We start from the raw sequence: 21760 nt of genomic DNA on the forward strand, positions 1-21760 counted from the left end.
GCTCTTCTCTTCTATTGGAGACGCAAGCCGCCTGTTCGGCGGCTTGTCTTTTACTGGCGTCAAGGCATCTATTCGGCGGCCTGACGGCGGGCGCCCGACACCATGGCTTCAAGCCGGCTCTGGATGATCGCTTCCGCGTCGCGCATGATGCGCGACACCAGTTCGGCGCAGGTCGGAATGTCGTGGATCAGGCCCTGCACCTGGCCGGCCGACCAGATGCCTTCATCGGCATCGCCGGTCGCATAGACCATCTTGCCGCGGGCGCCGGCGACGAGTTCGCGCACGTCCTCGAATTTTGCGCCTTCCTTCTCCATCGCGACGACCTTGGTCGAGATCGTGTTTTTGGCGACGCGCGAGGTGTTGCGCATGGTGCGGAAAATCAGTTCGGTCTCGCGCTCGTCATTGGCGATGATGCGCTCCTTCACCAGCTGATGGATCGGGCTTTCCTTGGTGCACATGAAGCGCGTGCCCATGTTGATGCCCTCAGCGCCGAGCGCCAGCGCCGCGACCAAGCCGCGGCCGTCGCCGAAGCCGCCGGAGGCGATCATCGGGATCTTGATCTTGTCGGCGGCGGCCGGGATCAGGATCAGGCCGGGGGTGTCGTCCTCGCCGGGATGGCCGGCGCATTCAAACCCGTCGATCGAGAGCGCGTCGACGCCCATCCGCTCCGCCGACAGGCCGTGACGGACGCTGGTGCATTTGTGGATGATCTTGATGCCGTGCTTCTTGAATTCGGTGACGTGTTCCTGCGGCTTGTTCCCCGCGGTCTCGACGATCTTGATGCCGGCCTCGATGATGGCCTGGCGGTATTCCGCGTAAGGCGGCGGCTTGATCGCGGGGAGAATGGTGAGGTTGACGCCGAACGGCTTGTCGGTCATGTCGCGGCACCGCGCGATTTCCTTGGTGAGGTCCTCCGGCGTCGGCTGCGTCAGCGCGGTGATCAGCCCGAGCGCGCCGGCATTGGCGACGGCCGCGACCAGCTCGGCGCGGCCGACCCACTGCATGCCGCCCTGGACGATCGGGTGTTCAACGCCAACAAGCTCGGTGAATCGCGTCTTCATGTCTGCCCTCTGGTTTTCCCGGCGGCGGCGGCGGGAGGCCGCGCACGTCTTTTGTGAGATTTCGGAGAACAGGATGCCGTCACCCCCCGCAAAAGTCTACGGGGGGCGGGTGTAGGTCAGGGCAACGCCATCATGCAAAAGCGAGGACTTGTTCCGCAGTGCGGACAATTCCGAATGGAGTCCGGCATTTCCGAGATCGCGCGCTGACCGGATGTGCTCCGGACACGCCAGGATCGACGCCTTTGACCCAACCCAGGGCATTGCAGTTGCTGCATGGTCGAATGGCTTGTCCGGCCGAGGCTCCGGTCTCTGTCGTCGGGTTATCGAATATCCGAGCCGCGTTTGGGTGCTCGAAGTGCGTATAGTCTTTGGTAGATCATCGACTCCGGTATCCAATCAAGCAAGGTGTGTCCAAGTGGCAGCTTGATCAGGCCAGCGATAATTCTGGATGAAGGCGGATACCAATAAACCGACAGGTTATAAAATCTAAGGGGAGTGAACCCCAAAGCCGTAAACTCGAGCATCAATCGCTTATGACTGAAGTGCCTTCTGTAGTCCACAATTGGACCCGAGAGCAGAAGTATTTTGTCAGGGTGTTCTTTGGCAACTTTCTCCAAGAACGCTCCCTGCTCTTGAAAGGACAGATAGTAGACGCATTCGAGGGCCGCGATCACGTCGTAATCCTCGAATGACGCTTGTAAAAAATCAGCGCATTCAAATCGGGCATTTGGCAGGTTCAGCGATTTAGCGCGAGCAATCGCTACATCGCTTATGTCGACGCCAACCACGGATCGTGCTTTGCTGAAAATTGTCTGGGTCAAGTGGCCTTCACCACAACCGAGTTCAAGAACGGATTTGTTCCGGATGAACGGCTTCAGACATCGGCGCAGAACCTTGTCCCTGAATCGCGCGTGGGAAATATGCCAGGGGTCAGGCGCCGCGTAATAGAGATTAAAATCTGTAGCCGTTCGCATTGCTGGTTTCCGCTGCGTGCCTGGTTTAAAACAAGCGCTATTCGCAACGCCTATTGCGCGAGCGCCCTTCGCGCTTCGAAAGTGTCAGGGGCTGTCAGTGCCCGGGCTTGCGCGTCCAATGGATTGCCAGGCTTCTCTGTGACAACGCGTTGAACTCCAGGCGGCCAAGGCGATTGCTGGCAGTTTCCTCATCTGCGCACTGAGAGATTGCTCTGTTGCTGCAAGCGGCTCACAGCAACTACCAAATCGGGGCGTTCGAGAACTTCCACGAGCTTGTCGAGGATATGCTCATTGTTCTGCGGCCGGGGCCGAAGGTATTCTTCCAGTATGAGTTGCGCTTCGTTGATCGCCTGAAGAGCCAATTGTTGATCAGTCATCTCTTCTTCCCCATCAAAGAAATGCCGTCCGGCCAGGAAAAAGAAGCAAGAAATCAAGCCGTCTTTTGGGAGATGTCCCCGCTTTTTTTGCATTGTTCCATCAATTTTTATTTCAATGCGGAGGCCCTGCAGCGTCCGGTCGCGGCGCTTCCTGGTTCGACACGCTTCCGAGGTTGTGCAGCGCACACCCTCTCGATACGCTCGTCCTTTCAATCAGCGGGGAGTGCCGAACGATGTTCGATATCTCGCGCAGGGACCTGACGCTTGGCGCAGCCGGTGCTTATGCTGCGTTTGGACTCAACAAGCCGATCACTTTTGTCGACGCGGCTTACGCCCAACAATCCGTCACGCAACCATTCCGTAAATACACGGTCGGCGACATTGAAGTCTTCTCGCTGATCGATGGCATGCGTGATGCTCCGCTGCGGGAGGGCATGGTCAGGAATGTCGGCGTCGAACAGGTCAAGACCGCGTTGCGCGCTGCCGGTTTTCCCGACAATCAGGCGCCTGTGCGGTTTATCGTCATGGCGCTCAAGCTGCGCGATCAAGTGGTCCTGATCGATTCGGGCACGGGCGGTCATCCGATTTACGGTGAGGGGAACGGCCGGCTATTCGAGAGCATGGCGGCGGCAGGACTGGACCCCAAGGCAGTCAAGACGATCCTCGTCTCCCATCTTCACGGCGACCACATTTACGGCCTCATGAACAATGAGAGCAATGCGCAGGTCTTCCCGGATGCCGACATCGTGGTGCCCGCCGCGGAATTGAAATGGTGGACACGCCCGGGAGTCGAGTCGCTTGATCTCGGACCGACGCGCAAAGGCCTCGCCCAGCGCATTCAGGCTACAATAGCGACCTGGAAAAACGTCAGGACCTTTGAGGGAGAACCAGAACTTCTGCCTGGCGTGCACGCCGTTCAGGCGCCCGGCCATAGCCCGGGAATGGTCGCGCATCTGATCACCTCCGGCGGCAAACAATTTCTGATCAGCGCTGACGTGGTCAATCTTGCGCCCCACATTTCTACAAATCCCGAGTGGCAGCTTGCCATCGATCAGGATCCGCAAATGGCCGTCGAAACGCGAAGAAAGATCTTCGATCGCGCGGTCGCCGACAAGCTCACCATTTCGGGTACTCACTGGCTGATGCCGAACGCCGGCACGCTGGCCAGGGATGGCAACGGCTACGTCTTCGCAGCCGAGGGCTAGTCGTGCGTGAGTGGCGCCTTCGTTCCACCGAGGGCGCCGGACGTGCGGCAGACATGCCAAAATCGACGCATTGGACCCATGGCAGACGTGTCCTCCGTCCTAAGGGGGCCCGCTTTCGGTCGAGGCCAGCGCCGTCTGACCGGCAATCTCATCAGCTCGCCAGCAGCGGACCGCGTGTCCATCGGGACGTGTTTCTAGCGACGGCCTGGGCTCGCGATGACATACGGCCTCGGCGTAACGACAGCGCGGACTGAACGCACATCCCTCCGGCGGATCGAGCGGATTGGGGAGCTCGCCCCTTGTCGTCGCGAGCGGTGCGCTGCGTAGCGGATCGGGAATGGCAGCGATCAGGGTTTGCGTATACGGGTGCGCCGGCCGTTCGAAGATTTCGCGCCAGTCGCCTGTCTCCACAATGCGGCCGAGATACATCACGGCGACCCGGTCGCTCATGTGCTCGACAACGCCGAGGTCGTGGCTGATCATGATGTAGGAGAGGCCGAGTGTTTCCTTCAATTCCAGCAGCAGATTGATGATCTGGGCACGGATCGAGACATCCAGCGCCGACACGGGTTCGTCGCAGATGACAATTTTGGGATTGAGGATCAGCGCCCGCGCGATGCCGATGCGCTGACGCTGGCCGCCCGAGAATTCGTGCGGGTAGCGGCCGGCCTGTTCGGGCCGCAGGCCCACATGCCTGAGCATCGTCGCAACCCGTCCCTCGATCTCGCTTTTGGCCGTCACGCCATGCAGGCGCAGCGGGTCTTCAAGCGTGCGACGAACGGTCTGGCGCGGATTGAGCGAGGCGTAGGGATCCTGAAACACCATCTGTACGATGCGAGCCAGGGCCTTTCGGTCGCCCGATGGCCGGCCCGTCACGACCTTCCCGTCGAGCACGATGCGGCCGCGCGTCGGCATCTGCAGGCCAAGTATCGAAAGCGCGAGCGTCGACTTGCCGCAACCGGATTCACCGACGAGACCGAGGCACTCACCGCGCTTCAGTTCGAGATCGACGCCGTCGACCGCACGCAACAGCCGCCGGCCGCCGCCCAGCAAGCCACCACCAACCGGGAAATGGACCGCGAGATCCTCCACGCTGAGAATGACATCGTTGCCAGGTTTCCCAGCGCCTTCATGCATGATGATGGCACCTGACCAGTCCGCCTGCGTCGAGCAATGTCGTTTCCGGCGCGGTCGTCCTGCAAATGTCGGTCGCCCGCGCGCAACGCGGATTGAACCGGCAACCGTCCGGGAAATCCGCGATCGCCGGCACCACGCCTGCGATTTCCTGGAGCCGCGTCCGGCCAAGGGCTGCGCGGCTCCCCAGCCGCGGCAGCGAGTCGACCAGCCCTTGCGTATAGGGATGGGCGCAGGCGCGGAAGATATCGGCCGAGCCGCGCTGCTCGACAATGCGACCGGCATACATGACGGCGACGCGGCGGCAGACATTGGCGACCAGCCCCAGATCGTGGCTGATCATCAAAATAGCGGTACCTCGCTCGGCGCATAAATTCCGCATCAGCTCGATGATTTCCGCCTGCACCGTCACATCGAGCGCGGTTGTCGGTTCGTCGGCGATCAGAAGATCCGGCCCGCATGCGAGCGCGATGGCGATCATCACGCGTTGACGCATGCCGCCCGAAAGCTGGTGCGGGTAATCCTTCACCCGTCGCTCGGGTGCGGGGACGCGGACGCTCGCCAGCGCCTCGACAGCCAGCTGGTTGGCTTCGCGCCAGTCCTTGCCCTTGTGCAGCACGAACATCTCCGCGATCTGCCGGCCGACAGGGGAGACCGGATTAAGCGCCGTCATCGGTTCCTGGAAGATCATGGCGATGCGATTGCCGCGCAGCGCGCGTTGCTCGGCCGCAGGCAGTCCCTGGATCTCGCGGCCGTCAAACCGGATGGCGCCGGCGCCGATCGAAAGCGGCTGGCGCAACAGGCCGATCAGCGCGAGCGCCGTAATACTCTTGCCGCAGCCGGATTCGCCGACCAGGCCGAATGTCTCGCCACGATCGATGCGGAATGAGACGCCCTCGACCGCCGCAACATGGCTGGATCCGTCATCGAGATCGATGCGCAAATCCTCGACTTCGATCAGGGGAGGGCTCGTCATGTGCGCCGGCTCCGCGACTGTGGATCGAGAAGGTCACGCAAGCCATCGCCGAGCAGATTGAGGCCGAGCACCGTCAGGAATATGGCGAGGCCGGGGAAAATCGAGAGCCACGGCGCCGTTGTGATCTGGTCGCGGGCCTCTGACAGCATGCTGCCCCAGCTTGGATAGGGCGGGCGGATTCCGAGGCCAAGGAATGAAAGCGAGGCTTCGGCCAACACCGCGCCGCCCATGCCCAGCGTGCCGATGACAATGATCGGTCCGAGCATGTTCGGCAGCAGCTGTGTGATCATGATGCGCAAATCGCCGTAGCCGAGCACTCTTGCCGCCTGCACATAGCCCTGGCTCTTGAGCGACAGCGTCGACGCCCGTGCGATCCGGCAGGTGAACGACCAGTTGGTCAACCCGAGCGCGATCAGCAGGCTGGTCAGGCCGGGTCCGAGCACCGCCATGATGGCGAGCGCGAAGATCAGCGAGGGGATCGCGAGCATCAGATTGGTCAGCCCATTGACGACGTCGTCCCACCAGCCGCCCCAATAGCCCGCGGTCACGCCCAGCGTCACGCCGATGACGCTGTTGACGAACTGCGAGACGATGCCGACCGTCAGCGAGATGCGCGCGCCGTGCACGACGCGCGAGTAAATGTCGCGGCCCTGCGCGTCGGTACCGAACCACCAGATCCAGCTCGGCGGCTCTTCCGCATTCAGCAGATTGGCATCCATGACGGGATCGGTATGCGCCAGCCAGGGTGCGAACAGGCCGACGAAGATCGCAAGCGCGAACAACGCCCCGCCGATGATGAGACTGGCGCCGAGCTTCATCGCGGCCGCCCCGCCGCGGCTGGCGGTTCAGTCAATCCCGCACGGGCGTGATAGAGCCGGCCGGCGCTCATGCGTATCTGATCCTGGGATCAATCACGCCATAGAGCACGTCGATCAGCATGTTGATCGCAAGAAAGAACAGCACCACCACGAAAATGGAGCCCTGGACGGCCGGAATGTCGCGCTGCAGAACGCTGTCGACGAGCAGCGAACCGATGCCCGGCCACGAGAACAATTTCTCCACCACGACGGCCTGCCCCATCAACGCGCCGAATTGCAGCCCGATCGTCGTGAGAATGATGACGAGCGCATTGCGCATCACATGCCACTTCACGACCCGGGTCTCGCTCATGCCCTTCGAGCGCGCCGTCCGGACAAAATCGGCGGTCATGATCTCGAGAACCGCGGCGCGCGTCGTCCGTGCCAGCAGCGCCATCGGCGAGACACCGAGTGTCACCGCCGGCAGGATCAGATATTTGAGCCCGCCATCGCCATAGCCAAAACTCGGCAGCCAGCCGAGTTTCAACGCAAACAGGTACATCAGCAGCAGCCCGAGCCAGAATTTGGCCATTGAAAGCCCCGACACCGCCACGACCATCGAGATCGTGTCAGCGATGCTGCCCGGCCGCAGCGCGGCGATGAAACCGAGCGGCACGCCGATCACAATCGCAAAAATCATGGCGGCGAATATCAGTTGCAGTGTTGGCCACATTCGTTTGGCGATCATGGTCGAGACCGGCTCGCGCGTCCGGAACGACGTCCCCAAATCGCCGGTAGCGAGTTTGGCAATGTAGGCGCCGAAGCGGATGTAGACGGGATCGTCGAGGCCGAGCTGCTTTTTCATGCGCTCCACGACCTGCGGGTCCGCCGCACCCCGGCCGTCATCGCTCATGCTCGATACGATGCTGCCCGGAACGACGCTGAACAGCACAAAGATCGCCAGCACGACAGCCAGCACGGTTGGAATGGTTTGCAGGATTCGACGGATCAGGAAGGCGAGCATTGGAACTGTTCCTCCCTCCCGCCATCATCTTTTGCGATGGGGGGAGGGCGAGAGCACGTGTCACTTCGCGGGCGAGGTCTCATCGACCCAGAGGTCTTCGACGTTTTGATGAGTCAGCTCCGTCGCGTTCAACTGAACCCCCTTGAGCCACGGCTGCACCGCCATGACCGCCTTGTTGTAGTTGAAGAACCAGACCGGCGCTTCGTCATAGAGCAGGGCGTTGGCCTTTTGCAGCAGCTGGACACGCCTGGCGGCGTCATCGGTCTGCCCGGCCTCATCGATCATCTTGTCGAAGTCCGCGTTCTTGAAGCTCATGTAGTTGCAGGCCGATTGCGGCGTCGACGAGTAGAAGCATTTGAGGGCTGCCTGGGGATCCGGGCCGGTCGACTGGGAATAGATATAGGCCTGGAAGTCGCCCTTGCGAGCGAGCTCCGCCAGCACCGCGGTCTCGACCTGCTTGACCTTCACCTTGATGCCCACCCGGTCCAGCATCGGGATAATGGCCTCGACGATCGGCAAGCCCCAGCTTTCATTCTGGCTCGCCGTCCATTCGAATTCGAAGCCCGTGGGATAGCCCGCGTCCGCGAGCAACTGCTTCGCCTTCGCGGGATCGAAGGCGTAGGGCTTTATGGCCTTGTCGTAGAGCGGTGAGGTCAGGGGCAGCCAGCTCGTGGCGCGATAGGCTTTGCCCTTCACCAGCTTGCTGATAATCAGATCGGTATCGATCGCATGGTTGATGGCCTGCCGAACCCGCTTGTCGGAGAACGGCTTGAATCCGGGATTCATCCCCATGTAACGTGTGAAGACTTCGGCGACTTCGACGATGGTGCCTTTGAGATTGAGGTCGGCCTGATAGGCGACATACTGCGCAGGTCCCAGCACCGAGGTGTCGATTTCCTTGTTGCGGAAGGCGACATCGCGCGCCGCGGCTTCACCCATCAGCGACACGATGAGTTTGTCGGCGTACGGCTTGCCGGGCTTGTAGAATTTGTCAAAGCGCTCCAGGACGACGCGCGATCCCGGCACGTGCTCGACGAATTTGAACGGTCCAAGGCCGATCGGCTTCTGGATGAAGCCCTCCTTGGCGGCCTCGTCGGCGGGATAGATCGACGTCAGCGCGGTGAAGAAGTAGAAACCCGGATCGACTTTTTCGGTCAGCTTCATTTCGAGCGTGAAGTCGTCGATTTTCTTCAGGCCGGAGATTTCCTTGGCTTCTCCCTTCTCGACCGCGGCCGCGCCCTCGATCACACGGACAAAGCGTGCGCCGGGATAGGCCTTGGTGCCGTCCATGATGCGATTGTAGGACCAGATGATATCGTCGGCCGTCATCCTGCGGCCGTGATGGAAATAAGCGTCGTCGCGCAGCTTGAAGGTATGAACGAGACCTCCGCCCGAGACGGTGACCTCCCTGGCAAGCTCCGGAACCGGTTTGCCCTCGGCGGAGTCCCAGATGTAGAGCGACCGATGCAGACCTTTGGCGTATATCTCGTCCTGCGCGCGCTGTGTCGTATGAATGTCCATGCTGGTGAAACTTGAGCCATAGGGCGCCGTCATGCGAATGGCGCCTCCCTTGCGCGGTGTCTGGGCCTCCGCCGCGGCGGAGAGTGCCAGTCCCAAACCGGCCACAATCGCAATCTTCTTCAGCATCATGTTTGCTCCAACAGTGCAGGAGTATTCCGATCAGCGATTTGATCACTCGCAGCGTATCGGGTGCAAGGGGGGCCGTCCTGAATTCGTGAAGCCGGGGCTCCAGAGCGGGCTCGCTTATGTCTGCGACGATGACGTGGCGGCAGATATCAGGGACGGACGGCTCATACGAATGCTGGTGGAGTGTCCGATCTTCCCGGCTACTATCTCTGTCACCCGCAGCCGGCGGCAGCCGCTGCCCGTATTCACGGCACGCATTGCAACGCTTTGCTACAAATTCCGGCTCAGGAATAAAAACTATCTGCGGCCGGCAGCAGCAGGAGACGCCGCCTACTGCCGAAGCTCACGCCCACCGACGATATTTCAGAATCTCAATTCAGCGGCGTGACTCTGATTTCGCGAATTGCCAGATAAAGGCTGATCGAGCCCACGATGATGGGAAGCAGCCCGATCAGTATCCAGGCCAAATGCGCGCCGGCGCCGATCGTGCCGGCGGCAATCCAAATTCCAAAGGCAATGATACCTAGCGAGATTGAGAGCGAGAATGCGTCGTTCATGATGGTCTCCAAAGACCTGTGCCTGTGGGATGGATGCCGGCCTGTCAGTTTGTTTCGGCATCAACCAAGGCCCGCCACTCAAGCGCATCATCCGGCCGTAAAGGCAGGAAAGTCGTGGCTCGTCGTTCGCCTTCTCCTGATACGGCAGGGTCTCAAGAACTGCCCCTGGCGGGGAATAGCCTGTCGGTGGAACGATCGAGCCGCTTGTCGGAGCCTTGCGGCCCGTTCAGATGGCCGACCAGTTCGCCGGAAAGCCGATAAATATTGATCCCTTTTAAATGATAAAGCTTTCGGCCCTTCAGGTCGAAGATGGCCGCGCCGTCCATCACCCCGACGTGGATGCCGTTGCTGTTGAAAATATTGCCGCTCATGACCGACCTCCAAGCGAGGCTGCGCAACCAAGCTGCACTTGTTGGACCCGGATAGCGAGACAATTCGGCGCCACGCCGGTCATTTTGGCGGCATCCAGGCGACCATCGCCAAGGCCAAATGAGGCAATTCAGCCCCGACGGCTTCATTCGCCCGTGAGGCGGAACTGAACGCTCGGCCGCCGATAGCGCGAAACAGTGATGAATCATCCCGCGCCTTTGAAAGGGACAATAGCCAGTCAACTAGCGCTGCTGATCTGATCCGCTGTCCTTCGTTCGACGTTTCCTGATATTGCCATACGAGGAGCAAGAGTACCCGATGCGGAATTTGCGGCTAGCGCTCTTTGTCGTCCTCGTAGTCGGCACGGGCTTTGCGACAGGTCTCCTGAACCGGCCTGGAGGCTGGTACGCCGCACTCGCCAAGCCGTGGTTCAACCCGCCGAACTGGGCTTTCGCCCCGGTTTGGTCGATGGTCTATCTGTTAGTGGCGATTGCGGGTTGGCGAACCTGGGAGCGGGACCGCAACTCGACGGCGATGACGCTGTGGTGGACGCAGATGGCCCTCAACTTTCTGTGGTTGCCCGTCTTCTTTACGGCGCACTGGCCGGCTGCGGCGCTTGCCGTCATTTTGATGCTTCTCGCCGCGATCCTCGCGTTCATCGCACGGCAATGGTCCGATGACAGGATTTCCGCCGCGCTATTTATCCCATACGCCGCCTGGGTCGGGTTTGCTTCCGCGCTGAATTTCGAAATCGCCCGGCTCAACTAGGGGCAAGTGCAAGATCAATTCGCCGCCTGAGCCTCGAACGCCGCGCAATCGGTGCGCACCGTCTCCAGCGTTCGCCGCAGCCAGGTCTTGATGGTGCCGACGGGTACACCAAAACGCTCCGACAGCGATTGCCGGCTTTCGCCATCGATATAGGCAAGCGACAGCAGCGCCTGGCGGTCATCCGGCAGCTGACGGATCGCGGTCGCGGCGATCGGCCGGGCTCGGTCGTAGTCGAAGTCGTCAGCGCCATCCGGCACCGGTTCCGGTACCAGCAACGCGAAGTCGAGATCGGTCGTCGGAAGCGTCTTGAGACGGAGCGCATCGATCGCAGTGTTGCGCACGATCACGGCCATCCAGCTGATCGGCGAGGATCGATCCGGATTGAAGTTCGGCGCGTTCCGCCAGATTTTTAAATACGCCTCCTGAAGAATGTCCTCGACTTCCGCCCCGCGCGGGGACACCGCGCTGGCCGTCTTGCGCATCTTCCGGTTCGTCAGCGCATAGAGCTCGGAGAACGCGGCCTCTTCGCCTTCGGCGGCGCGCGCGATGAGAAGGGAAAGATGGTCCCTTTGCTCAGCGGTCGATGCTGTCCCGATTGTCATCCAATGGTCCCGAGTTGATGCAGTGTTCTCGGGTGGGAACGATGTAGCCGCGCGGGTGGATCACTGGAACGAAGCGGCCGGACTTTTTGTCACAGTCGTCAGCGCGTTGCTGGGATCAGAGGCGTACAAAAGGGCTGATCAGACGACCGAAGAAGCCGTTGATGCGGAGATCGCCGCTCATGGTCACCAGGCAAAGGCAGGGCTCGCCGTCGCCGACGGTCGGCTGATGATCCAGCGTCTCGTCGCCGAAGTCGAAATCTCCAGCGCCAAACCGGCCGCCCTCGTGGCTGAAGCTGCCCCGCAGGACGCATGTCAGCTCGGTCCCGGTGTGGGTATGCTCGAGCATATGCGTGCCGGGGTTCGATCGGAGCAGGAATACGCGCGACCTTGACGGACCTGGCAGCTCGATGGGTCGCATGCTGACGCCCGGGGCTACCCACCGTCGCCGTCCGATGCGGTAGTGCCTCAGGGTTTCGGGCAGGTCGTCATCCGCGACGCTATCCGTGGATGCCGAGGACTGAGGTGGGGATTGATCGAGCTTCGCCATGACGGCCTCGAACGCGCCGGCTTTCATCGGGGCGGGTTCGATGGCCTCCAGCGCCGATCCGCCGATGCCTTCGACGGCACGCACCAGCCGCCGGCACGTCGAACAGCCCGACGCATGAACGGCGATGGCGAGATGCTCGCCCGCGTCGAGTGTTCCGGCAGCAAAACCTGCCAGCAATTCCGGAGGGGGGTGGTGGCTTACGGTCATTTCGTTTCGTCCAACAGGGCTCTCAGCCGGTTCATCGCCAATCTGATCCTGGACTTCACCGTCCCCAGCGGCAGCCCGAGGATGCCGGCGATTTCGGGATGCGGGCGCTCCTCAATAAACGACAGCCGGATCGCCATGGATTGCTCCTCGGAGAGGCTCGACAGGGCCCGATCGATGCGGCCCGCCTCGTCATTTCGCGCCATGACGTCATCGGCCGGTTCGGCGGGATCGACGAGGTAATCGAGCTCGGCATCATGGGCGACCGCACCCGTGCGCGCCGCCCGCCGCACCGCGTCGATTCGCAGGTTTCGGGCGATGGTGTAGATCCAGGCCGCAGCACCCGCGGAGACCGGATCGAACTGCGCAGCCTTCCGCCACACCGCCAGCAGGGTTTCCTGCGCGATTTCTTCCGCATCATCGCTGCCGGCGCCGGTCTTCAGCATCAGCCCCTTCACGCGCGGGGCGAAATGCTCAAACAGGCGTCGGAACGCCTCGCGGTCACCGTCAGCGACGCGCCCGATCAGCGTCGCCCACTCCACCGTTACCTCGGGCCTTTCGTTGCATGGTCTCCATCGCCGGCTCAGCCGGACCGGAACCGTCGAGCGCCGCGTTCTTGACAGCATTCGGATCGTTTGAGAACCACGGGACATTGCGCCGCTCAAGGGAACTTACCCGGGGTAAACGAGCGGGGCGGGGGTTTGGATCACTTGAGAGGCTCCGTTCAGCGGCGCAACTCTGACTCTGATCGAGCCGACAATGACGGGAGCAGTCGCGGGAGCATACCCTGTTAATCCTCTCGTGATCTGGTGCTTTGGAGATGCGACCCGGCGCTTCTGCCGGCCATAATTGCCCGGAGCTTCGACCATGGAACCCGCGCCGCTCGCCGCCGGGCAGCTCGACAAGATCACACTTTCTGAACTGCTGGGAGCACTCAGCCACGCGCTCGATCTCACCGAGGGACAGCCGGCAGGACATTGTGTGCGATGCAGCCGGATAGGTGTCGAAATCGGCAGGGAAATCGGCCTCGGCAAGGCCGAGATCGCCGAACTCTACTACGCGCTGCTGCTGAAGGATCTTGGCTGCAGCAGCAATGCAGCGCGGATCTGCGAGCTGTATCTGACCGACGATCTCTCCTTCAAGCAGGACTTCAAGTTCATCGACGGCAGCCTGCCGCAGGCGCTGCGCTTCGTGCTCGGTCATACCGGCCTGAAAGCCGGCCTCGCCGAGCGGTTCCGCGCCATCGTCAACATCTTCCAGAACGGCGGCGAGATCGCCCGCGAGCTGATCGAGACGCGCTGCCATCGCGGCGCTGACATCGCCCGCAAAATGCGCTTCGCAGAGCCGGTTGCCGACGGCATCAAAAATCTCGACGAGCATTGGGATGGCGGCGGCAAGCCGCTGGGCCTGCGCGGTACGGCCATCCCGATTTATTCCCGCATCGCGCTGATGGCGCAGGTGATCGATGTGTTCCACGTCGCGAACGGCCCCGAGGCGGCGCTGCGCGAAGCCCAGAACCGGTCGGGGACGTGGTTCGATCCACACCTGGTAGCGGCCTTTGAGCGCATCGCGGCGCGGCCTGCGTTCTGGGAAATGCTTCGCACTGACGACGGGCATGGGGCGGCCTTGCCCCAACCGCCGGAGCAGGCGAGCGTGCCAATCGACGAGGACTATCTCGACGACATCGCTGCCGCCTTCGCTCAGGTGGTGGATTCCAAGAGTCCTTACACCAGCGGCCACAGCGAGCGCGTCACGCTGTTTACCGACATGATCGCGGAGCAGTTGGAGTTCAGTGCCGAGCAGCGACGCTGGCTCAAGCGTGCCGCACTGCTGCACGACATTGGCAAGCTTGGCGTCAGCAACGCCATCCTCGACAAGCCGGGCAAGCTGGACGACGCCGAATGGGAGGTCATGCGCATGCATTCGGCGCATTCGGAAGCAATCCTGTCGCGCATCGGCGCGTTCAGCGAACTCGCCCCGATCGCCGGCGCGCATCATGAACGACTTGACGGCAAGGGTTATCCCCGCGGCCTCTCGGGAGACCAAATCTGCCTGGAAACCAGAATCATCACCACGGCAGATATATTCGATGCGCTCACCGCCGATCGCCCCTATCGCGCCGCGATGACGATCACAAAAGCGCTCACGATCATGTCCGGGATGGTCGGCACCCAGATCGACGCAAACTGTTTTGCGGCGCTCACCCGCGCGCTTGGACGGATCGACGAGACGCTGGCCGCCTGACCGGCGCGCTCGATCTTGGCTGAATGTAGCTTGAATTGTTTGGCGGATCGCAGCCGCCAGGTGGAGCGGCCCTAACCCAACAAGGATACGACACCTCAATCTGATCGGCTGCCGCAACGATCATCGCGTCATAACTGGGTTTTCCCTGGGCCGCCGCCTTCAAAATGCATTCGGCAAAATATGCCTTGGCGGCCGGGGTTGAATGTTGCGAGGGCACTCTGGTCATCGTGTCCTCGAGCACCCTCTTCATGATTTCAATGAGCGCGGGGTCGAATTGGGGTATGGCCGTAGCTCCTGGCCGTCGCCCACTGCTGGTCCGCAATTCCGAAAACCTCATACCCTTTCAGGGGCGGGGACAGCGGTCGAGTCAACAATTCGAGATGGTTCACTGGGGCCATCCTGGCATGTCAGCGCTATGACGGGTTGTTGTCTTGTTGCAGCCGGGCAGGGTCATATAATCCGTGCCTTTCGTGGGACGACCTGCTCATGACGCTGGCCACGGGTTCGCGCAACGAACGGTTCAAGCTGGGAAAGGCGCTCCGCCGCGAGACGCCGCGGGAGGCGCATGCGGACCTGAAGGGATCGTTGTCGCGCGATGCCGTTGCGATCCTCGCCGAGAGCGACCGGAATCGGGTCCCAGAGCTCGTGCCGGAACGCTACGCGCGCATGTCGCTCAACCCGTTCGCGTTTCTGCGCGGGGCCGCCGCCATCATGGCGACAGATCTTGCAGGCCAGCCGAGGGCCGGAATTCCGGTGCAAGCGGGCGGCGACAGCCATTTGATGAACTTCGGGGCCTTCGTCACGCCGGAAAACAACATCCTTTTCGACGTCAACGATTTCGACGAGACGCTGCCCGGTGTCGATTTCACCGTCGACCTGAAGCGTCTCGCAGCCAGCGTGGCCGTTGCAGCGCTGGGCTCGGGCGCTTCGAAAAGGCAGGCCCGTGCCTTGGCCGCAGCAACCGTCAGAGCCTATCGGTTGCACATGGCTGCCCTGGCCAAGTTGTCTCCGCTGGAGGTATGGCACAGCCGGATCGACCTCGAACAGGAGATCAACCGGATCGGAAACGGCGGTCTGCGGCGCAGGCTGGCCGGCGTGATCGCCAAGGCGCGCGGTGAAGGCCTGTCAAATGACGACAATTTCCCACATCTTGTCAGCGGCGGCGATCCGAAGATCGTCGACAAGCCGCCGACCATCTTCCATCTGGATCCGAAGGCCGACGCGAAGCACAAGCTTGGGGTCGAACGTGTGCTTGCCACGTATCGCAAAGGCCTCAATCCGGATCGGCTGCGGCTGCTCAACCGCTTCACGATGAAGGGTATCGCCTTCAAAGCGGTGGGCGTGGGCTCCGTCGGGACATTCTGCTGCATCGCCCTGTTTCTGACCGGCGACAACGAGCCGTTGATCCTTCAGATCAAGCAGGCGCTGCCTTCCGTGCTGGAGCGGCTCGGTGGCAACCTCGCATACAAGGCGCCACAGGGCCACCGCGTCGTACAGGGCCAGCAGATGATGCAAGCCGCCAGCGATATTTTCCTCGGCTCTACGAGGGATGAAGACTCAGGCCGCGAGTTCTACGTCCGGACGCTGAAGAACCACAGGCTGGGCAGCATCAGCGAAATCAGCGAAGGGGAAGCACTGTCGGATTACGCCCGGCTATGCGGTCGTACGCTGGCACGGGCCCACGCGCGATCAGGCGACCCTGCCGCCATTGCCGGCTACTCCGGCAAGAGCGAGGTCCTCGACGATGCGATCGCGTCGTTCGCGATGGCCTATGCCGAGCAGACCATCCTCGATCACGCCGCGCTCGTGAAGGCAAAGCCCCCGGCGAAATCGGCCAAAGCGGCAAAAGCCGCCTAGTGACGCGCCGGGAATCGTTGGTGTGCTGGCTGATGCCGTCGATGGCTACGCCGTGGCCAGCAACGACATTCACATGGCAGAGAGGATGTCTCGCGGGTCTATATCTCGGTGCGATGCAACGTAGTCGATCTCACCGCGCGTGGTACCGATGTCCGCGAGTTCGCTGTCCGTCAGGCAACTCAATTCGGCGCGCAGCTTTCCGCGTTTGCGCCACTCCTGAAATGCATTCCAATATGCCTCGAAGGGGCTATAGACCTGCCGCTTCGCGGTTGCCGGTCCCAGTTCGGCGGTCCCGTAAATCGTGCTCATTGCGGTGTCCTGTCTGGATGGGTTCACCTCGCAAAGCCGCAAGACACGCCGGCGCGCTTAACTGGACGCTTACATTTCCCTTACCTGCAGCTTATTCTTGATCCAGCGGGTCTCAGAGGTAACCGCCGGGGAGGAATGGCAATTTGCGCTATCTCTTCGAGGATCACACGCTCGACACCGAAAGGCGTGAACTGCTTCGCGGCGCGGACGCGGTGTCGATCACGCCGCAGGCCTTCGATCTACTCGATTACCTGATTCGAAACAGGGAGCGCGTGGTCAGCAAAGACGACCTCATCAGCGCGGTCTGGAACGGGCGCATTGTCTCCGATGCAGCCTTGACGACCCGCGTCAATGGCGTCCGGAGCGCAATCGGCGACACCGGAGAGGAACAGCGCCTGATCAAGACGCTGCCGCGGAAGGGTTTCCGCTTCGTTGGTGCGGTGCAGGAAGATCAGAGTGTTTGCAGCGCGGTAGCCTCCGAGATCCACTCGGAACAGCCGAAACCCGCCCTCCCACTCCCCGACAAGCCCTCGATTGCCGTTCTCCCCTTCACCAACCTTAGTTCCGATCCCGAGCAGGAGTATTTCGCCGACGGCATGGTCGAGGACATCATCACCGGCCTTTCGCGCTCCAAGTCGCTGTTCGTCATCGCGCGCCACTCCACCTTTACCTACAAAGGAAAAGCTGTCGACATCAAGCAAGTCGGGCGTGACCTTGGCGTTCGCTATGTGCTCGAAGGCAGCGTGCGCAAATCGGGCAATCGGGTTCGCATCACCGGGCAGTTGATTGACGCCACGACGGGTACCCATCTTTGGGCGGACCGCTTCGACAGTCAACTTGAGGATATCTTTGATCTGCAGGACCAAATAACGAGCAGCGTAATTTGCGCACTCGTTCCTCAATTGGAGCGCGCTGAAATCGAGCGCGCCAAACGTAAGCCCACCGAAAGCCTTCAGGCCTACGACTATTATCTTCGTGCGCTATCAGGTTTTTATCAATTCACCCGCGAACAGAACATTGAAGCGTTCAGACTGTGCCAGGCGGCCAACGAGATCGATCCCGGATTTGCCGCGGCGTATGCGCTTGGCGCTTATATTTGTCTGCAAAGAAAAACCTTCGGGTGGACGAGCGATGCTGCTCAGGAACGTATCGAAGCCCGGCGGCTGGTAAGGCGCGCGATCGAAATTGACAAAGACGATCCAACAGTGCTTGCAAGGGCTGGACAGGTAATGTCTGGGCTACTGAATGAGGTCGAGGATGGCTTAGCCCTCGTCTCCCGCGCGCAAGAGTTAGACGCAAATCTAGTTATCGCGTGGTATTCGAGCGGTTGGCAGAACCTCTTCCTCGACGACGTGGATGCGGCGCTTAAGCAATTCAATATCGCGGTGCGTTTAAGTCCGCTGGATCCGTTGCTGTTTTTTGCGCAAACCGGGCTAGCGTATGCTCATTTTGTGGCAGGTCGGTATGACGACGGATTATCTTGGGCGAAGTCCGCCGTGCTACACCGACCCAATTATCTGAATGCACAATTTGCTCTTGTGGCATGCTATGCGATGTCCGGACGGGTTGTGGAAGCACGAGCAGAATGCGCGCGCATCATGCAAGCGAAGCCGGACATGCTTCTTTCCACGATTATACCTAAGCTCAAGACCAGATTTCGCGCGGCGGAAGCTATCGAAAGGTTGGCGCAAGCTTGGCGGATCGCCGGCGTGCCGGAATGAGTGCACCTAGGATGAAGTTGTCGGCTTAATTAGAGGCGTTGTTGCAGGGCTTCCGATGACGATGCCGAGTTGCCCTCCTAGACGGTCTTGCCATCGCAGGAGAGGGGCACTCGATCACGGCGCCCGGCGCCGTGACGCCGGTGGTGGTTTTAGGCAGATATGGCCTCGACGCTCTCGCTCAGTTTCTGATTGACGATCCGGACCGTGCGGTCGATTTCGGCGTTGGGTACACCAAGCTGATGCGAAATCAGCTTTACCAGGAGATCGACGCGCTCAATGCACGGCGCGCCGCCGGCGACCGCCCGGGCTGCCGAGGAGGGCTTGAGAAGACTTTCCGCTGCCCTGGCATATTTCTCGAAAGGTACCTGATCGCAGGGATCGGCGCCCAGACGCTGGGCGATGGCATCGACATGCTCATAGATCGACTGCGAGAGGTTGATATCGCTGTGCACCGCGTCGCGGATCGATTGTGGCTCTTGCTGCGTGATGCAGCGGTAGTTGCCAGTCAACAGCATCGACCATTTGGCCAGCGGGACGAACATCGAACCGAACACTTTGAGCTTCACCGGAACGTCCTGGCCATCCAGCCTCACCGCATCGATGTCGGCTTCCAGCTCGCGAAGCAGCAGATTGTGCTTCTCATCCGCGAAGGACGCGGCCTTGAAGTTTGTCGGCAGGCCGACATGAAGAACATTCGCCGCTTCCTCCGGGGGACGGAAGGCCTGCGGATCCGGGGAGCAGAGCGACATCAGGCCTGGCTCAAACCGATCCCAAACCGCAGCGTTGGTATAAGCCTTCTCCAACTCCATTTCAGCGAGGGCCGGGATACGCTTGAGATAGGGCAGAGGGGGCATGTTCATGATCGAGAGGCAAGGCAGCCTTGCCTCGGCAATTTTGATCATCAAAAGCCGCATCGCAGGGGCAGCGTATTGCGGTTCCTGCATCGCCAGACCAACCAGATCGTAACGGAAAGGATCGACGTCGGCGGGCTCGACCGCGTCCAGGATGCCGGGCAGGTCGCGCGAGAAGATCGGCCGGTGGGCCGCCTCGTCGCGCAGCTTGATGCGGACTTCGGTGCCGTCGCGATTGATGAGTTCTGCCGTCTGCTTCCGGCAGACCAGGGTGACGTTGTGACTCGCCATCAAAAGCTTTGTCGCCAGCAACGAGCCATACGAGGCCCCAAGGATCAGAATGTTACGCGCCATGCGCCCTCCCACAGATGATGTTTTCCGGCGCTACTATTCCGGCGCGCAGCTTTGCGAGCCTGCCTCGCGACAGGCGTTAAGCCTGATATTGCGGTGCGATGCCGTATTCCCCGGGAGTGCAGCCCAAAAAATGCCGGCGCAGTTCGGAGCGACCGGTCAGGCTGACGCGGCCAGCTGGAAGGGCGTTGCTTCGTCGTCGAACGCGTTAAAGATATCGCGAATGCTGATGACGCCGATCAGGCTGTAATTGTCGATGACAGGCACGTGGCGGATGTGATGCTTGCTCATGAGGTGGCGGACATGCTCGAGCGTATCGGTCGACGTGCAGGAGACGAGCTGCTGCACCGAAATGAATTGCGACACGCGCATGTTGACGCCGGCTGCGCCGTGTTCGGCAATCGCGCGCACCACGTCGCGTTCGGTGAACATGCCGACCGCCGTGTTGCCCTCGGTGCGGACGACATCCTTGACCACCAGCGCGCTGATATTGCTGGAGCGCATCAGCTGGGCGGCAATGGCGACGGTCTCATTCATGCGAACCGTTGCGACACGGGCGGCTTTCTTGCGCAGGATATCTCCGACTTGCATGGCAACCTCCTTAAGGTGAACTATTGGCTCAAGTCTGGTATACATAATGCCAATTGTCAACACGCTTGGGAGTGGAAATCTTGCGTCGGGATGAAGATAAATAGGCAGTATTACTGACGTTCTTGAAGCCGGGCACCCGATCCGGAGGAGGGCGGGACGTATCTGGAGCGCTCCAAAATGCGCTCAGGTATACCAGAGGACCGTCGGGGCAAAAGAAAACGCGCCCATCCCTTGGGATGAGCGCGCCTGTTTCGGACGACCGATCCGGTTGGGATCAGGCCGCAAGCTGCGATTTGGCGACTACCGTCTTGCGCCAGGGTTTGAGCACCGCGATCGCCAGCAGCGAGGCCAGAATATTCGCGCCGGCCGCGACGAGGAACACCGCGTCCCAGTTGCCCGAAGACTGCTGCATGTAATTCGCTACCGGCACCAGCAGCGCCGCGGTGCCCTTTGCCGTGTAGAGCAGGCCGGCATTGGTGGTCGCGAACTTGGCGCCGAAGGTGTCGGTGCAGGTTGACGGGAACAGGGAGTAGATCTCGCCCCAGGCAAAGAACACGAAGCCTGAGAGGAGCACGAACCAGACGGGATCGTGGCCCAGCATGTACAGGCCCCAGATGCCGATGCCTTCCATGCCGAACGCGATGAACATGGTGTTCTCGCGGCCGATCATGTCCGAGATCCAGCCGAAGAAGGGGCGGGTCAGGCCGTTGAGGACGCGGTCGATGGTGGCCGCGAACGTCACAGCCGTCATCGTCACCGCCATCAGCGTGACGGGCACGCTGTCGACCTTCCAGTCGACCGCGATCGGCTTCAGGTTGGCGGTGACCATCAATCCACCGGCGCCGACGATCACGAACATGAAATACATCAGCCAGAAGATCGGCTGACGGATCACCTCGGTCGGCTCATAATTGCGCCGGGTCTGGATGATGTTGGCGTTCTGCGTCACCGCGGGCACTTGTCCTGATTTCGGAGCGAACAGGAAGAAGGAGAGGAGCACGATGATGATGCCCTGGCCGAGACCGAAATAGAGGAAGGTGGTCTGGAAGCCGGAGTCCTTGATCATCGCCTGGATCGGCGCGACCGTCAGCGCCGAGCCCGCGCCGAATCCGGCGGCGGTGATTCCGGCGGCGAGGCCGCGCTTGTCGGGAAACCATTTCAGCGCGTTGCCGACGCAGGTGCCATACACGCCACCGGCGCCGATGCCTGCGATGATCATGCCGAGGTAGAAGCCGTTGAGCGAGGTCGCCTCGGCGTTGATCGCCCATCCGATGGCGCAGAGGATGCCGCCGATCAGGACGACGATGCGCGGACCGTATTTATCGACGAACCAGCCTTCGACCGGGACCAGCCAGGTCTCGAACAGCACGAACAGCGTAAATGCCCACTGGATCGAGGCGCGATCCCATCCGAATTTCTTCTGGATGTCGGGTACGAAGAAAGTCCAGCCATATTGGTAGTTGGCGATCATCACCATCGCGAGGACGCCGATGGCCAATTGGGTCCAACGATAGGCGTCGCTGACTCGGGCCGCCGCGACGGGGGCCGCTCCGTGCACTGTGTCCGTCATCTTCCCTCCATAGGCTGTTCTATC

22 protein-coding genes are annotated in these 21760 nt (G+C 61.2%); 5 read left to right on the plus strand and 17 right to left on the minus strand.

Annotated features, from left to right (window positions below; translation table 11 throughout):
- Window positions 1-68 precede the first annotated feature (68 nt).
- The 3 genes from ACPPVP_RS15505 to ACPPVP_RS15515 form a co-directional block, all read right to left on the minus strand.
- Window positions 69-1061: an NAD(P)H-dependent flavin oxidoreductase gene (locus tag ACPPVP_RS15505; RefSeq protein WP_426535689.1), complete on the minus strand. Its 993-nt coding sequence runs from the start codon at window positions 1059-1061 to the stop codon at window positions 69-71.
- A 320-nt stretch (window positions 1062-1381) separates the two neighbouring features.
- Entirely contained in the window at window positions 1382-2035 is a 654-nt protein-coding gene (locus tag ACPPVP_RS15510) for a class I SAM-dependent methyltransferase (protein ID WP_426535691.1), read from the minus strand.
- A gap of 188 nt (window positions 2036-2223) precedes the next feature.
- Window positions 2224-2412: a hypothetical protein gene (locus ACPPVP_RS15515; RefSeq protein WP_426535693.1), complete on the minus strand. Its 189-nt coding sequence runs from the start codon at window positions 2410-2412 to the stop codon at window positions 2224-2226.
- A gap of 65 nt (window positions 2413-2477) precedes the next feature.
- Between ACPPVP_RS15515 and ACPPVP_RS15520 the strand changes: the two genes are divergently transcribed.
- Window positions 2478-3617: an MBL fold metallo-hydrolase gene (locus ACPPVP_RS15520; RefSeq protein ID WP_426535695.1), complete on the plus strand. Its 1140-nt coding sequence runs from the start codon at window positions 2478-2480 to the stop codon at window positions 3615-3617.
- Window positions 3618-3716: 99 nt separating this feature from the next.
- On the opposite strand, the gene ACPPVP_RS15525 is transcribed toward ACPPVP_RS15520, so the two are convergent.
- From ACPPVP_RS15525 to ACPPVP_RS15555, 7 genes are all read right to left on the minus strand, one after another.
- The gene (locus ACPPVP_RS15525; protein ID WP_426535697.1) at window positions 3717-4754 is read right to left on the minus strand and encodes an ABC transporter ATP-binding protein; all 1038 of its coding nucleotides are present in this window, start codon (window positions 4752-4754) and stop codon (window positions 3717-3719) included.
- Window positions 4747-5727 (minus strand): ABC transporter ATP-binding protein, encoded by a 981-nt coding sequence (locus tag ACPPVP_RS15530; protein WP_426535699.1) that lies wholly within the window; start codon window positions 5725-5727, stop codon window positions 4747-4749. The genes ACPPVP_RS15525 and ACPPVP_RS15530 overlap by 8 nt, the downstream gene beginning before the upstream one ends.
- A complete protein-coding gene (locus tag ACPPVP_RS15535; RefSeq protein WP_426535701.1) occupies window positions 5724-6545 on the minus strand; it encodes an ABC transporter permease in 822 nt (273 codons plus the stop codon). Before ACPPVP_RS15535 ends, ACPPVP_RS15530 begins: the two co-directional genes overlap by 4 nt.
- Before the next feature lie 67 nt (window positions 6546-6612).
- Window positions 6613-7548 (minus strand): ABC transporter permease, encoded by a 936-nt coding sequence (locus ACPPVP_RS15540; protein WP_426535703.1) that lies wholly within the window; start codon window positions 7546-7548, stop codon window positions 6613-6615.
- Window positions 7549-7608: 60 nt separating this feature from the next.
- Window positions 7609-9198, minus strand: a complete 1590-nt coding sequence (locus tag ACPPVP_RS15545; protein ID WP_426535705.1) for an ABC transporter substrate-binding protein — start codon at window positions 9196-9198, stop codon at window positions 7609-7611.
- A gap of 368 nt (window positions 9199-9566) precedes the next feature.
- Window positions 9567-9752 (minus strand): hypothetical protein, encoded by a 186-nt coding sequence (locus tag ACPPVP_RS15550; protein WP_426535707.1) that lies wholly within the window; start codon window positions 9750-9752, stop codon window positions 9567-9569.
- A gap of 152 nt (window positions 9753-9904) precedes the next feature.
- The gene (locus tag ACPPVP_RS15555) at window positions 9905-10123 is read right to left on the minus strand and encodes a hypothetical protein (protein WP_426535709.1); all 219 of its coding nucleotides are present in this window, start codon (window positions 10121-10123) and stop codon (window positions 9905-9907) included.
- Between the two features lie 316 nt (window positions 10124-10439).
- Between ACPPVP_RS15555 and ACPPVP_RS15560 the strand changes: the two genes are divergently transcribed.
- Window positions 10440-10889 carry a TspO/MBR family protein gene (locus ACPPVP_RS15560; RefSeq protein WP_426535711.1) on the plus strand — a complete coding sequence of 150 codons (450 nt, stop codon included), beginning with the start codon at window positions 10440-10442 and terminating at the stop codon, window positions 10887-10889.
- A 14-nt stretch (window positions 10890-10903) separates the two neighbouring features.
- Here the strand turns inward: ACPPVP_RS15560 and ACPPVP_RS15565 are convergent, their stop codons facing one another.
- The 3 genes from ACPPVP_RS15565 to ACPPVP_RS15575 all read right to left on the minus strand — a co-directional run bounded on the left by ACPPVP_RS15565 (window position 10904) and on the right by ACPPVP_RS15575 (window position 12784).
- On the minus strand, window positions 10904-11491 hold the full coding sequence (locus ACPPVP_RS15565; RefSeq protein WP_426535713.1) for a sigma-70 family RNA polymerase sigma factor: 588 nt from the start codon (window positions 11489-11491) through the stop codon (window positions 10904-10906).
- A gap of 115 nt (window positions 11492-11606) precedes the next feature.
- Window positions 11607-12245, minus strand: a complete 639-nt coding sequence (locus ACPPVP_RS15570; protein WP_426535715.1) for a ChrR family anti-sigma-E factor — start codon at window positions 12243-12245, stop codon at window positions 11607-11609.
- Window positions 12242-12784: a sigma-70 family RNA polymerase sigma factor gene (locus ACPPVP_RS15575; RefSeq protein WP_426535717.1), complete on the minus strand. Its 543-nt coding sequence runs from the start codon at window positions 12782-12784 to the stop codon at window positions 12242-12244. The genes ACPPVP_RS15570 and ACPPVP_RS15575 overlap by 4 nt, the downstream gene beginning before the upstream one ends.
- A 325-nt stretch (window positions 12785-13109) precedes the next feature.
- Between ACPPVP_RS15575 and ACPPVP_RS15580 the strand changes: the two genes are divergently transcribed.
- Entirely contained in the window at window positions 13110-14486 is a 1377-nt protein-coding gene (locus ACPPVP_RS15580; protein ID WP_426535719.1) for an HD-GYP domain-containing protein, read from the plus strand.
- Between the two features lie 486 nt (window positions 14487-14972).
- Window positions 14973-16343, plus strand: coding sequence for a DUF2252 domain-containing protein (locus tag ACPPVP_RS15585; protein WP_426535721.1), 1371 nt, complete (start codon window positions 14973-14975; stop codon window positions 16341-16343).
- A 69-nt stretch (window positions 16344-16412) separates the two neighbouring features.
- Here the strand turns inward: ACPPVP_RS15585 and ACPPVP_RS15590 are convergent, their stop codons facing one another.
- Window positions 16413-16652 (minus strand): DUF1127 domain-containing protein, encoded by a 240-nt coding sequence (locus tag ACPPVP_RS15590; RefSeq protein WP_426535723.1) that lies wholly within the window; start codon window positions 16650-16652, stop codon window positions 16413-16415.
- A gap of 143 nt (window positions 16653-16795) precedes the next feature.
- Here ACPPVP_RS15590 and ACPPVP_RS15595 point away from each other — a divergent pair, with 143 nt between their 5' ends.
- Window positions 16796-18373, plus strand: coding sequence for a winged helix-turn-helix domain-containing tetratricopeptide repeat protein (locus tag ACPPVP_RS15595; protein WP_426535725.1), 1578 nt, complete (start codon window positions 16796-16798; stop codon window positions 18371-18373).
- Between the two features lie 149 nt (window positions 18374-18522).
- Here ACPPVP_RS15595 and ACPPVP_RS15600 read toward each other — a convergent pair whose 3' ends face one another.
- From ACPPVP_RS15600 to oxlT, 3 genes are all read right to left on the minus strand, one after another.
- The gene (locus ACPPVP_RS15600; protein WP_426535727.1) at window positions 18523-19578 is read right to left on the minus strand and encodes a ketopantoate reductase family protein; all 1056 of its coding nucleotides are present in this window, start codon (window positions 19576-19578) and stop codon (window positions 18523-18525) included.
- Window positions 19579-19734: 156 nt separating this feature from the next.
- Window positions 19735-20166: a CBS domain-containing protein gene (locus tag ACPPVP_RS15605; protein WP_426535729.1), complete on the minus strand. Its 432-nt coding sequence runs from the start codon at window positions 20164-20166 to the stop codon at window positions 19735-19737.
- A 274-nt stretch (window positions 20167-20440) separates the two neighbouring features.
- On the minus strand, window positions 20441-21736 hold the full coding sequence (gene oxlT / locus ACPPVP_RS15610; RefSeq protein ID WP_426535731.1) for an oxalate/formate MFS antiporter: 1296 nt from the start codon (window positions 21734-21736) through the stop codon (window positions 20441-20443).
- Between the last annotated feature and the right edge of the window lie 24 nt (window positions 21737-21760).

This window comes from Bradyrhizobium sp. McL0615, assembly GCF_049993905.1.
Classification (GTDB): domain Bacteria; phylum Pseudomonadota; class Alphaproteobacteria; order Rhizobiales; family Xanthobacteraceae; genus Bradyrhizobium.

Bases quoted from the DNA above. Each gene is read 5' to 3' on its own strand.
- ACPPVP_RS15505 (WP_426535689.1), bottom strand. From the start codon at position 1,061: ATGAAGACGCGATTCACCGAGCTTGTTGGCGTTGAACACCCGATCGTC.
- ACPPVP_RS15510 (WP_426535691.1), bottom strand. From the start codon at position 2,035: ATGCGAACGGCTACAGATTTTAATCTCTATTACGCGGCGCCTGACCCC.
- ACPPVP_RS15515 (WP_426535693.1), bottom strand. From the start codon at position 2,412: ATGACTGATCAACAATTGGCTCTTCAGGCGATCAACGAAGCGCAACTC.
- ACPPVP_RS15525 (WP_426535697.1), bottom strand. From the start codon at position 4,754: ATGCATGAAGGCGCTGGGAAACCTGGCAACGATGTCATTCTCAGCGTG.
- ACPPVP_RS15530 (WP_426535699.1), bottom strand. From the start codon at position 5,727: ATGACGAGCCCTCCCCTGATCGAAGTCGAGGATTTGCGCATCGATCTC.
- ACPPVP_RS15535 (WP_426535701.1), bottom strand. From the start codon at position 6,545: ATGAAGCTCGGCGCCAGTCTCATCATCGGCGGGGCGTTGTTCGCGCTT.
- ACPPVP_RS15540 (WP_426535703.1), bottom strand. From the start codon at position 7,548: ATGCTCGCCTTCCTGATCCGTCGAATCCTGCAAACCATTCCAACCGTG.
- ACPPVP_RS15545 (WP_426535705.1), bottom strand. From the start codon at position 9,198: ATGATGCTGAAGAAGATTGCGATTGTGGCCGGTTTGGGACTGGCACTC.
- ACPPVP_RS15550 (WP_426535707.1), bottom strand. From the start codon at position 9,752: ATGAACGACGCATTCTCGCTCTCAATCTCGCTAGGTATCATTGCCTTT.
- ACPPVP_RS15555 (WP_426535709.1), bottom strand. From the start codon at position 10,123: ATGAGCGGCAATATTTTCAACAGCAACGGCATCCACGTCGGGGTGATG.
- ACPPVP_RS15560 (WP_426535711.1), top strand. From the start codon at position 10,440: ATGCGGAATTTGCGGCTAGCGCTCTTTGTCGTCCTCGTAGTCGGCACG.
- ACPPVP_RS15565 (WP_426535713.1), bottom strand. From the start codon at position 11,491: ATGACAATCGGGACAGCATCGACCGCTGAGCAAAGGGACCATCTTTCC.
- ACPPVP_RS15570 (WP_426535715.1), bottom strand. From the start codon at position 12,245: ATGACCGTAAGCCACCACCCCCCTCCGGAATTGCTGGCAGGTTTTGCT.
- ACPPVP_RS15580 (WP_426535719.1), top strand. From the start codon at position 13,110: ATGGAACCCGCGCCGCTCGCCGCCGGGCAGCTCGACAAGATCACACTT.
- ACPPVP_RS15585 (WP_426535721.1), top strand. From the start codon at position 14,973: ATGACGCTGGCCACGGGTTCGCGCAACGAACGGTTCAAGCTGGGAAAG.
- ACPPVP_RS15590 (WP_426535723.1), bottom strand. From the start codon at position 16,652: ATGAGCACGATTTACGGGACCGCCGAACTGGGACCGGCAACCGCGAAG.
- ACPPVP_RS15600 (WP_426535727.1), bottom strand. From the start codon at position 19,578: ATGGCGCGTAACATTCTGATCCTTGGGGCCTCGTATGGCTCGTTGCTG.
- ACPPVP_RS15605 (WP_426535729.1), bottom strand. From the start codon at position 20,166: ATGCAAGTCGGAGATATCCTGCGCAAGAAAGCCGCCCGTGTCGCAACG.
- oxlT (WP_426535731.1), bottom strand. From the start codon at position 21,736: ATGACGGACACAGTGCACGGAGCGGCCCCCGTCGCGGCGGCCCGAGTC.